Here is a 10,395-nt window from a genome sequence, read left to right as displayed (position 1 = left end):
CAAAACTCAGTTTTACTTGACTCCCTGAGTCGCTAGCGCCTCGCTATGCGTTGCTGCCTGCCGTCTCAGTGGGGTCGCATTATAGGGAGAAACGATTTCGACGCAACCCCTTTTTTAAAGAAAATTGCGAAAAACGGATCGTTTGCGCAAATTACACACAAAAGGCATTAAAAAAGGCCATTAAATATCCTTTTAATGGCCTTTTTCGCTGTTTTAACTGTATCTGTGCTTATAAAACACCCGCTATATATTGATAAAGACTCACGCCCCATACCAAGGCGGCTATCAGTAGAGATAAGGTCACCGCCGCAGAACCCATATCCTTGGCGCGCCCGGATAGCACATGCATATCGGTAGAGACTCTATCTGTCAGCGCCTCAATCGCTGAATTGATCAATTCGACGATAAGTACCAGTAACAGCACAACCACTAAAGCCAACCAATGCATAATGTCGGTTGCAATAATAAAAGACAGGGGCAATAACAGTAGCGCTAAGGCCAGCTCTTGACGAAAAGCCGCTTCTTCTTTTATTGCCGCGCTTAGGCCGAGATAAGTACAACGTAAGGCTTTAACTAATCGTCCTATACCTTGGCCGTTGGGTTTATTGGAATTTACTTGCATCGCGTACTCTTTTATTCAGCCAAAAAAAAGCCCCATTGCAGGGGCTCTTTACTCTATATTAGGCTACACCGTACTGGTCGCGGTACGCTTTGACCGCCTGCAGGTGCTCGTCCATATCACCTTGCTGTTCCAAGTAGGTAACAAGGTCTGCTAACTTAACAATAGAGACAACCTGCGTATTAAAGTCGCGCTCTACTTCTTGAATCGCCGATAATTCAGCCTTGCCCTTTTCCTGACGGTCTAGTGCAATTAGGACGCCGGACAGATCCGCACCATTGGCAGCAATGATTTCCATCGACTCACGAATGGCCGTGCCTGCAGTGATCACATCGTCCACCAGCATGACCTTACCTTTAAGCTCGGAGCCGACCAAGCTACCGCCTTCACCGTGATCTTTCTTTTCTTTACGGTTAAAGCAATAAGGTACGTCTTTATCGTAATGATCCGCTAAAGCTACCGCCGTGGTAGTGGCAATTGGAATCCCTTTATAGGCAGGGCCGAATAATAGGTCGTACTCGATACCCGCATCTTCCAGAGCGGCGGCGTAAAAACGGCCTAGTTTGGCCAGGTCTTTACCCGTATTAAATAAGCCGGCATTAAAAAAGTACGGGCTGGTGCGTCCAGACTTCAAGGTGAACTCACCAAACTTAAGAACCTGTTTGGCTAGTGCGAATTCAATAAACTGCTTTTGATATTCTTTCATTACTCTACTCGTCAAGCTGTTAGGGGTTAGGCCAAGGTTTGCTTTTGGATATCGATGATTTCACGAATAGAATGCTTCGCCAGGCTTAGCATTTGCTCAAGCTCATCGAATGAGAATGGTTCACCCTCTGCGGTACCCTGTACTTCGATGATTTTACCGGTTTCGGTCAAAATCACGTTCATATCGGTTTCAGCCGCAGAATCTTCTAGGTATTCCAAGTCACTGATTGGCTCACCGTTATAGATACCCACGGAAATAGCCGCAATCATATGTTTTAGCGGGTTAGTGTTGATCATACCCTTACTACGCATATACGTCAGGGCGTCAACAAGCGCAACGCATGCACCGCTAATTGATGCGGTACGCGTACCGCCATCGGCTTGAATTACATCGCAATCGATGGTGATAGTGTTTTCACCCAAGGCTTTTAAATCAACCGCCGCGCGCAAGGCACGCGCGATAAGGCGTTGAATTTCCATGGTGCGTCCACCTTGTTTACCACGCGCCGCTTCACGGTTATTGCGAGTATGGGTAGAACGCGGCAACATACCGTATTCTGCGGTAACCCAACCCTTACCCTGGCCTTTCATAAAGCGCGGTACACCCGCTTCAACACTCGCCGTACATAAAACCTTGGTATTGCCAAACTCAACCAATACCGAACCTTCTGCATGCATGGTGTATTGGCGAGTAAAGGTCACTGGGCGAATTTGATTAGGTGTTCTTTCACTAGGACGCATTCACTATCCCCTTCAATAAAAAATTTCGTTCATTATATGTGTTCACCCGCGGCTATGCCACGGCACTTTTATGAAAATGGCCATTTTTGCTGGAAAATTCTGCTAGAGCTCACATTTTGTTAAGGTATAATCATAGCGATACTGCTATTCAAAATTAGGAAATCATTCATGATCCACAGCATGACTGCGTATGCTCGCCAAGAAGTGAAAGGCGACTGGGGTACCGGAACTTGGGAAATTCGCTCCGTAAACCAACGTTACTTAGAAACTTTTATTCGCGCCCCCGAGCAATTTCGTGGTTTAGAGCCTGTGATCCGTGAACGCCTGCGAAAAAACCTGCAAAGGGGTAAGGTTGAGGTCTTCCTAAAATTTGCCGCCAACCCAGCCCATGTCGGTGAGTTGAACATCAACGAATCCTTGGCCTCACAACTGGTAAAAAGTGCTCAATGGGTGCAAGCACAAAGCAAAGGCGATATTAACCCGGTAGATATCCTGCGCTGGCCAGGTGTAATGGAAGCCGAAGAAATGGATATGGACGCCGTGCAAGGCGAGTTACTTGCCGGTTTAGATGGTGCCATTGAAGACTTTAAAGCGGCCCGTGGCAGCGAAGGCGAAAACTTGGAGCAGATGATCAGCACCCGCTTAGACGCCATTCTTGAACAAGTGGCCATAGTTGAAACGCACATGCCGGAAGTGATCAAATGGCAACGCGAGAAGCTATCGCAAAAGCTTGAAGAACTGCAGGCCGAGATCGATGAAAACCGCCTAGAGCAAGAGCTTATCTACTTAGCGCAAAAGCAAGATGTTGCTGAAGAGCTCGACCGCCTTAAGTCGCACGTAAAGGAAACCCATAAAATCCTTAAAAAAGGTGGTGCCTGTGGTCGACGCCTTGATTTTATGATGCAAGAGTTTAACCGCGAAGCGAATACCCTGGCGTCGAAATCGATTAACACCGAAGTCACCAACGCCGCCGTTGAATTGAAGGTATTGATTGAGCAGATGCGTGAGCAGATCCAGAATATTGAATAAGCTTTCATTTATAATCAAGCCGTTTCAGATGTGGCTATCCGATTGATTTAAGTACAATTGTCATATTCATATCTGTTCATAACATTTCAATTAACGTCATTTTAGTGGTGACAAAACTGGTGACAAGGTCTACGTTTAATAGACTAAGTCACTTACTTTGTCACCATTAATGAATGCGCAGCAAATAAAATCTTTAGTACAAAAAGGCGAGCAAGGCCGGTTCCGCGTCGACAACAACCTTTATTTACGAATTTCCTCAACCAAAAAACCTAGCTGGGTATTCCGTTACACATGGGGAAACTCACGCAAAGAACTCACTCTTGGGAGCTACGGCAGCTCAACTGACAAGCTAACTCTACGTCAAGCCAGTGACTTAGCAGCAGAAAAAAGACTGATGCTTCGAGAAGGTATAAATCCAAAACTAGGAAAAGAACGCGCCACTTACTTTGAAAGCTACCGTACAGTGAATCAAGTAGCGAGCGACTGGCTTGATGAATGCGAGCATCGACTCAAGCACCCAGGCATACCGAGACGTGTTTACGCAAAAGAGATAGCTCCGGCCATTGGTGACCTACCAATAGACAAAGTTGCACCACTGCAAATACGCGACATGATTAGATCTATCCGTGACTCGGAAAGGCCTACAATCGCTAACGATGCGCTAGGCTACTGTAAGCAACTATTTAACCATGCCATGAAGCTTGGCCTAGTAACCCATAACCCCGCTTTGGCTTTTACTGTAAAAGATGCTGGCGGTATAGAAAAATCGCGAGAGCGAGTACTAAGCAAAAATGAATTACAGCTAGCATTCAGTGCCATGCTTCACCACCAAACACAGTTCGTTAGGGAAAACTACCTAGCCTGCATCCTGCTGGTTTGTTTGGGAGTAAGAAAGTTTGAGTTGCTATCTGCACCTTGGAGTGAGTTTGACCTTGCTCAGGGCACATGGCGCCTCCCTAAAGAACGCTCTAAGAATGGTATAGCTATCACCTATCCGCTGCATCCTCAGCTGGTAGAGGTGCTGTTCGAATTGAAGATATTGGCATGTGGTGCCGATTATGTATTTCCAAACCGCCGTAACTCTCAGCGATTCCCGCATATATCACCAGATACGCTTAACGCGGCCCTCTCTAAGATGTTTAAGCAGGATAAAATATCGGTTGAACATTTTACATTACACGACCTACGTCGCACCTTCAGAACACATCTAGCCTCCTTGAAAGTCGCGCCCCATATAGCCGAACGGTGCTTAAACCATAAATTACCTGGCATCATGGCCACCTACGATCAATTTGACTACTTTGAAGAAAGAAAGGCCGCTCATTCTAAACTTGTAGAGCACTTATGGTCAGCATTCTGTTTTAAAACCCCGTTAGAAGAAAAACGATAGAAAGGAAATACAATGATCCAGGACGAAGAGCAAATCGCGATCGAGTATTTTAATGCCCTACATGAATATGAGGAAGCATGGGCTAAGTATGATACCGCGACCCAGCGTAATGATGTCAAAAGAGAAAAAAACCGACGTTATGATGAGTTCCTCTCAGCTAAGGAAGCGCTAAATAGGCTGGATGAAAAAATCAAAAGGAAAGAAACGCCCCCCTCACCTCCCCGCCCTAGGAAGACAAGTTCGCCGGGAGCCTTAGCCTGTGTTGTCAGAGCTTTTTTACAACATAAGCCTAGGGCATTAAGAGCCACAATTACTCCAACTAGTGAATACCCTGATGATCATTTTTTCGCTTGGGTTAGAAGTAATGAGGGCGAAACCTTCGGCCGCGCCACCATTGAAGGGTATAGATGGCTGGAGTCAGTAACAATCTTCGACGAAAATGCAGGGGAAGTGAGAGTCTCGGGCCTACCCGCAATTCGGAAGGCTTTCACTCGTGAAAGGAAAAAGCTGCAAGCTATTTCCCAACAGGAAAAAGCCTAACAACTTGTTAGGCCTCGCCACAATGACCCCGATTGCAGGATATCTTAAGTGAATAAGTGTCAATTTTATCTGTCAGATTCGACTAATAAAACTCAATTGAATCTGACAGTCGCATTTGTGCCAGAAGCGGACGGTGAACGCCGCATTAAGGTGTGAGCAACGCTGCCACAAAACTAAACCGTACCACCATAAACACAAAACCCAACGCGAAGCTGAAAATGCCAAGCGTTGGGAATCACTCTTAAATGCTTTGTTATATTCGCGCTTATGGATAGAGCTCATGCCCAGGGTCTAACCAGATAGCATAGAATACGTTTTCAATAAAGAAACCGTGGATACGACCATACTCATTAGCACTAAATTGAAACTGGTAAGGAGTTACCGACTGAAGCTGCTCGTTTAAATGAGAAAAGCCGTCTTTCTCGCTAGTTGAAGACCAGTCTATAGTATGAGCACGAAGAGATTTTCCACCAGATTGGCGCAAGTCACTAGCTTTCTGTTGTGATACGTCTTTAAGCCTAGAGAGCACTTTAAAAATATAGTCGCCATCTTTCGCTTTGATGCAAAATTTGCCTTTAGGATGCTCTAGCTGAAGGTGCTTAAATGAAAAAATCATTGCACCTTCCTCATTTTTTAGTGGCGTAGCCTTTACGTTACCACCTTTCGAGTTGCTAGGCTGACGAGCTTTAGGTTTATGCTTTTTATTCGCCAATATACTTAAGCCTCTTCAGCTACTTCCGTGTAAAACCTGTGCATAGTGTCTTTATTGATCACATTTTCACAAGCTTCGTCTGGCTCACAAGCACCTCGAGCTTCAATCCACGGCAGCTCATCATGCGTCATCTGCTCAAGTTCATAACCACTATACTTACCGAAAACGTCATAAATTTCAGTAAGATGCTCAGTTTCCACATCTTCTAGCTCGGGAAATTCAACGTCCTCGAGTATTGGATTCCAACGATAATCTTTAAAACGATGATATAAAGTTCGAACTACAGGACCATGAACCCATGCTTCAAAATCTTCAGAGATCAACGGGGAACCATTATTAACTAAGAACCACGCATCTGCGTAATAAACCATTTTTTGTAATTTTAATTGGCTGATGTAGTCGCCATGCTCTTTAGCAAAAGCAAGGAAAAAATCAGCCACTTGGTTTGCACTAATCATACAACCTCCAACTTTTAACCGAGCATTCTGCCTCAGTATAGCTAAATTTTCACTATCTTTTTGTTACGCTAACGACGTTTTACGCTCGAAGCATATAACGCCGCATAAATGCTTTGTTAGCACTACTAGAGTGCAGCAGCAGCTTTATCCCATAGCTCGTTGGCATTGTGAACTCGAGAATGAACGTCTTCGATTCCACCACCCGAGCCATGAACAATTTGCCATTGTGTTACGAGTGGCCCGATACCAAATAGAGCACCGCCATCAGCTAAATATTTACCGTCTTTATTTGCTACACCATAAGAATGTAACAGGCTTGGATGCTCTTTTTGTGAGTTTAAATCTCGAGTAGGAAGTACTGATACCAATAAGGTATGACTCCCCCCACACTCAGAGTGGCCACAAGGAAAAGTCACCTTGAAATCGGGCTTCCAATTTTCCACTTGAACAGGGTTGTACCACCACTGCCAACCAGCTAAATCAAAAAACGCTGCCCAAATAGCTTCTAACTCTGTTTTGAATTCTAATCCATTATATTCAGTACTCATCGGTGGCTCCGTAGATTCAAGTAGTGCTAACAATTTAATATCGAGCGATTGGGTCGTTTTTCTGCCGCAATCTGTCTCTTTTTTGTCCTATGACCATTGATAGCAAATTTCGGAAGTACTTACCAGCATTGAAGTTCTGCTACATTGTTCTAAACCTGGACACGACAAAACGACCCATTGGGTCGTTTTCCTGACAATGGGAGAAACTCAACGATTATGGATGTATACACTGCGATTTCGGTGGAAGGATGAACGTCCGATCCTCGCTCATAGCTGCCAGTCAGATTAAAGCTAAACCTATTCATCAGTACTTTAAAGCTACTACAACTTAGGCAGCGGCTAACTTCGCCATCATTTCAAAGCTAGCCAATCCAGCTGCTCATGCGTCAAAACTTACCTAAGACATTTTTATTTCCTAAGACACTTTAGCCTTAGATGTCCTACCCCGCATCCATCATGACAGTGCATGCAAAGCCAACGGTGGCTGCGCATTAAAACTTATTGTTTAACTTTTCCTTCCTGCGCATTTGCATTTCGCTGTCGCAGAAAGTTAATTATTTACGAGGTATAACATGATGTTACCACTTTTCTTAAGCGCATCAGAGGTGTGCAAACTTACAAACCTATCCCAATCCACCTTGTATCGACTTTGCTTAGACGGCGACTTTCCTGCTCCCAAAAAAATATCGGGGGGACGCAACGCTTGGGCATTTATGACTGTTATCAATTGGGCGAGCGAGGTAGCGGGCGTGGAAGCAAGCGAACTTATCGTCATGTACTCAAACCTCAATAAATTAGCAGAAGAGGTAGCGTTCGATGAAAAATAACACAGCAAATAAACAGTGTATCGCCGAAGCAGAGCAATTTTTTAAAAGTTTAGGTCCCGAGAATGATGCCCACTTTGCAATCCGCCTACTGAAGAAAGGAGCACCAGCTAAGTCCTATCACAAAATGGCTATCAATTCAGATTCACTTGCTTCGTTAATCTCCTTAAATGACAAAGGCTGGGAGGTTTTTGTAACCATCAACCAAACCGATGGGCAAGGGGTCAAAAAAGAAAACGTGACGCACGTTAGGGCCTTGTTTGCGGACTTCGATGATCCTGAACGCAACAATCGTGAAGTAATCGAGAGCCTACCCATGGCACCCAATATGGTTATTGAAACCAGCCCTGGCAAATACCATATTTACTTTTTGGTCGAAGACTGCCCCCTAGAAGAGTTTTCAATAATACAACGGGCACTTGCGAACCACCTGGGTACCGACTTGTCGATTACCGATTTGCCACGCATTATGCGTGTCCCAGGGTTCTACCATCTAAAAAGTACCCCCTTCCTTAGCCACATAGTAGATCGCTGCGACACAAAATATACTACGCAGGAAATTAACGAAAAATTGGGGCTCACCAAACCCTCACCAGATTCGACCGTTACAATAGATAATAATTTAGTGACACGAGACCCACAGCAGTTTGAAAAAATTGAACAGCTCAGCTCTGAAGGTGGCCTATACCTACTCAATGCACTCTTTGCTGAAGGTGGCCCAGTGGAGCACTTAAAGCAAATTGGTTACGGCGAGAGTTATGACGAGTTTATTTCCTTCAGTGCCAGCCTAGCCCCATACTTGCACACCCCACACAAGGAAAAAATGCTAGGGCTATGGGAGGCATACCTTTCTGAAGTCGGTGGCAATTTTGACCCTACTGACAACATGAAGCACCTAGTCACACTGACAAACAGCCACCCCAACGCCCTATTTAAAATCGCTGATAATAAGGGTTGGATAAACCCTGAAAAAGAGTACTCCCCAGGCTTCCGTCTCGATGAAAACGGGGTTCACAAGATCATTTACGACAAAAGTGGAGAAGAAATAGACACTAGGCGTATTAGCAGCCTAATTAGAGTAAGAGCCCATACCTCAGGCTATAATGGTGCAAACCATGGGTATTTATTGGAATGGCGAGACAAACTCGGGGGATTACATTCCAAGGCTGTGCCCGCCGCAGCCTTACATGATCACAAGCCCCTCGTTGAGATGCTATCGGATCGGGGGTTGTCTGTCTCACCTAAAGCAGTTAATGACCTACTAACATACCTGACCAACTACAGTGAGGCGCCTATCGCAGATGCCACATCAACTACTGGTTGGTATGAAGATGGAAGTTTTGTCTTACCCCACCACTCTTATCGCCCGCTAGGTAACAGCACACCTTTATACCTTCAAACGGCTGGCGGTATTCAGGAGGTAGTCGCAACCAAGGGGACATTAACACAATGGCAGCAGGAAATTGGCACATACTGCAATGACAACTCACGGCTAATAACCGCTGTCAGTTGCGCTTTAGCGGCCCCCTTACTCAAACCTTTGGGCTTAGAAAACATTGGGTTCCATTTGGTTGGCGACTCCTCTCTCGGAAAGTCAACCGCACTAAAAGTGGCATCGAGTGTATATGGCCCACCCGAATACACCAAAACCTGGCGCACAACCGACAACGCTCTAGAGTACGTATCAAGCGCATATAACGACTTGCTACTGCCCCTAGATGAAATCAAACAGGCTAGCGCAGACACAATAGGCGCGGCCATATATATGCTAGCCCAGGGACAAGGTAAAGAACGCGGTAAAGCAAGCGGTGGTCTTCGTACAGTACAAAAATGGCGGTCTTTGATCCTATCCACAGGGGAGCGCACCCCGGCTGACATTTTGCAAGACAAAGGAGGTGCATATGCAGGGCAGGAAGTTCGCCTTCTAAATATCCCCGCAAATACCGATAAACACGGGCTATTCGAAGAACTTCATGGTTTTAAGTCAGGGGCATTATTCTCCCAGCATTTAGTGGCCCAAACCACCCTGTGTTACGGCCATTTAGGCGAGGCTTGGCTCAAATACCTGGTTGAAAATACTGAGTTAGTAAAAACTGAAGGAGAGAAGTTAATGCGCCAGTTCAAACAAAAGCACATGAAACCTGAGTACGATGGCCAAGTTCACCGAGCCATTGATAAATTTGCACTCTTGCTTGCTGCTGGTGAATTGGCGACCATTGCTGGATTAACCGGCTGGGCCACCGGCAGTGTTGAAGCAGGTATAACCACCGCATTCGCTGCTTATCTGCTTGCTCGCGGTACCTCAGGCAAAAGTGAAGTAAGACTATACTCGACAAAGTTCGTGCAAACTTAATGGCTTGGGGAAGTTCCCGCTTCGCGGATGCAGACGAAGTAGAATACTCTAGCGAAAAGATCGTAAACCAGCTTGGGTATAGAATATCCATAGGCGAGCCAGCTAGACCATATGATGACTTCAAGCCATTTGATCCAAAAAGTGAGCTGGCGGAAGGCGCGCACGAACCCCCACAAAGCGTTTACTACCTTCTTAGGGGCACTGAGCTTGAAAAGCTCGCTCCAGGCTTTTCAGCAACAAAGATAGCAAATGTGCTTAAGTCACAAGGCAGCCTTGTTCACGATAAAGATCGCCTTCAAAAAAGCTGGAATAACAAAGAGCTGCGCAGGCGTATTAATGGGAATCGATTCTATACCATCGACGCCAACGCACTTTTTGAATCGGAGGCATAATCCCACCTATGCCAGTGTGCGCTACACGCTGGCATTAAAAATACTCTTTATATTCAGATTGTTAAACACAAAAAACCACTATCC

12 protein-coding genes are annotated in these 10,395 nt (G+C 45.5%); 6 read left to right on the top strand and 6 right to left on the bottom strand.

The genetic code is table 11. From position 1 onward, the window contains the following. Positions 1-229: 229 nt before the first annotated feature. From C2M36_RS04385 to rph, 3 genes are read right to left on the bottom strand one after another with little or no spacing between them, the layout of a single operon-like run. Positions 230-622, bottom strand: a complete 393-nt coding sequence (locus tag C2M36_RS04385) for a diacylglycerol kinase (RefSeq protein WP_105253849.1) — start codon at positions 620-622, stop codon at positions 230-232. A 58-nt stretch (positions 623-680) separates the two neighbouring features. Continuing rightward, positions 681-1,325 (bottom strand): orotate phosphoribosyltransferase, encoded by a 645-nt coding sequence (gene pyrE, locus C2M36_RS04380; protein ID WP_105253848.1) that lies wholly within the window; start codon positions 1,323-1,325, stop codon positions 681-683. Between the two features lie 26 nt (positions 1,326-1,351). Next, positions 1,352-2,065 carry a ribonuclease PH gene (rph, locus tag C2M36_RS04375; RefSeq protein ID WP_105187768.1) on the bottom strand — a complete coding sequence of 238 codons (714 nt, stop codon included), beginning with the start codon at positions 2,063-2,065 and terminating at the stop codon, positions 1,352-1,354. 168 nt (positions 2,066-2,233) lie between these two features. Here rph and C2M36_RS04370 point away from each other — a divergent pair, with 168 nt between their 5' ends. The 3 genes from C2M36_RS04370 to C2M36_RS04360 all read left to right on the top strand — a co-directional run bounded on the left by C2M36_RS04370 (position 2,234) and on the right by C2M36_RS04360 (position 5,024). Further along, a complete protein-coding gene (locus C2M36_RS04370; protein WP_105253847.1) occupies positions 2,234-3,094 on the top strand; it encodes a YicC/YloC family endoribonuclease in 861 nt (286 codons plus the stop codon). A gap of 169 nt (positions 3,095-3,263) precedes the next feature. Continuing rightward, positions 3,264-4,484, top strand: coding sequence for a tyrosine-type recombinase/integrase (locus tag C2M36_RS04365; RefSeq protein ID WP_105253846.1), 1,221 nt, complete (start codon positions 3,264-3,266; stop codon positions 4,482-4,484). A 12-nt stretch (positions 4,485-4,496) separates the two neighbouring features. Beyond that, the gene (locus C2M36_RS04360; protein ID WP_105253845.1) at positions 4,497-5,024 is read left to right on the top strand and encodes a hypothetical protein; all 528 of its coding nucleotides are present in this window, start codon (positions 4,497-4,499) and stop codon (positions 5,022-5,024) included. A gap of 265 nt (positions 5,025-5,289) precedes the next feature. Here the strand turns inward: C2M36_RS04360 and C2M36_RS16880 are convergent, their stop codons facing one another. The 3 genes from C2M36_RS16880 to C2M36_RS04345 form a co-directional block, all read right to left on the bottom strand. Then, on the bottom strand, positions 5,290-5,736 hold the full coding sequence (locus tag C2M36_RS16880; RefSeq protein WP_199883012.1) for a hypothetical protein: 447 nt from the start codon (positions 5,734-5,736) through the stop codon (positions 5,290-5,292). A 5-nt stretch (positions 5,737-5,741) separates the two neighbouring features. Beyond that, a complete protein-coding gene (locus C2M36_RS04350) occupies positions 5,742-6,194 on the bottom strand; it encodes a Panacea domain-containing protein (RefSeq protein ID WP_105253844.1) in 453 nt (150 codons plus the stop codon). A 125-nt stretch (positions 6,195-6,319) separates the two neighbouring features. Beyond that, positions 6,320-6,742 (bottom strand): hypothetical protein, encoded by a 423-nt coding sequence (locus C2M36_RS04345; RefSeq protein WP_105253843.1) that lies wholly within the window; start codon positions 6,740-6,742, stop codon positions 6,320-6,322. A 572-nt stretch (positions 6,743-7,314) separates the two neighbouring features. On the opposite strand from C2M36_RS04345, the gene C2M36_RS04340 reads away from it, so the two are divergent. The 3 genes from C2M36_RS04340 to C2M36_RS04330 are packed head-to-tail and all read left to right on the top strand — an operon-like array spanning position 7,315 to position 10,311. Continuing rightward, entirely contained in the window at positions 7,315-7,569 is a 255-nt protein-coding gene (locus C2M36_RS04340) for a helix-turn-helix transcriptional regulator (protein ID WP_105253842.1), read from the top strand. Beyond that, positions 7,559-9,919 (top strand): DUF927 domain-containing protein, encoded by a 2,361-nt coding sequence (locus tag C2M36_RS04335; RefSeq protein WP_105253841.1) that lies wholly within the window; start codon positions 7,559-7,561, stop codon positions 9,917-9,919. The genes C2M36_RS04340 and C2M36_RS04335 overlap by 11 nt, the downstream gene beginning before the upstream one ends. After that, positions 9,919-10,311 carry a hypothetical protein gene (locus tag C2M36_RS04330; protein WP_105253840.1) on the top strand — a complete coding sequence of 131 codons (393 nt, stop codon included), beginning with the start codon at positions 9,919-9,921 and terminating at the stop codon, positions 10,309-10,311. The genes C2M36_RS04335 and C2M36_RS04330 overlap by 1 nt, the downstream gene beginning before the upstream one ends. Positions 10,312-10,395 lie beyond the last annotated feature (84 nt).

This window comes from Pseudoalteromonas sp. T1lg75 (genome assembly GCF_002964705.1).
In the GTDB taxonomy this organism is placed as follows: domain Bacteria; phylum Pseudomonadota; class Gammaproteobacteria; order Enterobacterales; family Alteromonadaceae; genus Pseudoalteromonas.
The sequence above is the reverse complement of the archived record's forward strand: the minus strand, read 5'-3'. Positions and strand labels throughout refer to the sequence as shown.

Excerpts from the sequence above, each read along its gene's own strand:
- C2M36_RS04335 (WP_105253841.1), top strand. The coding sequence starts at position 7,559 with ATGAAAAATAACACAGCAAATAAACAGTGTATCGCCGAAGCAGAGCAA.
- rph (WP_105187768.1), bottom strand. The coding sequence starts at position 2,065 with ATGCGTCCTAGTGAAAGAACACCTAATCAAATTCGCCCAGTGACCTTT.
- C2M36_RS04345 (WP_105253843.1), bottom strand. The coding sequence starts at position 6,742 with ATGAGTACTGAATATAATGGATTAGAATTCAAAACAGAGTTAGAAGCT.
- C2M36_RS04340 (WP_105253842.1), top strand. The coding sequence starts at position 7,315 with ATGATGTTACCACTTTTCTTAAGCGCATCAGAGGTGTGCAAACTTACA.
- C2M36_RS04330 (WP_105253840.1), top strand. The coding sequence starts at position 9,919 with ATGGCTTGGGGAAGTTCCCGCTTCGCGGATGCAGACGAAGTAGAATAC.
- C2M36_RS04365 (WP_105253846.1), top strand. The coding sequence starts at position 3,264 with ATGAATGCGCAGCAAATAAAATCTTTAGTACAAAAAGGCGAGCAAGGC.
- C2M36_RS04360 (WP_105253845.1), top strand. The coding sequence starts at position 4,497 with ATGATCCAGGACGAAGAGCAAATCGCGATCGAGTATTTTAATGCCCTA.
- C2M36_RS04370 (WP_105253847.1), top strand. The coding sequence starts at position 2,234 with ATGATCCACAGCATGACTGCGTATGCTCGCCAAGAAGTGAAAGGCGAC.
- pyrE (WP_105253848.1), bottom strand. The coding sequence starts at position 1,325 with ATGAAAGAATATCAAAAGCAGTTTATTGAATTCGCACTAGCCAAACAG.
- C2M36_RS04385 (WP_105253849.1), bottom strand. The coding sequence starts at position 622 with ATGCAAGTAAATTCCAATAAACCCAACGGCCAAGGTATAGGACGATTA.
- C2M36_RS04350 (WP_105253844.1), bottom strand. The coding sequence starts at position 6,194 with ATGATTAGTGCAAACCAAGTGGCTGATTTTTTCCTTGCTTTTGCTAAA.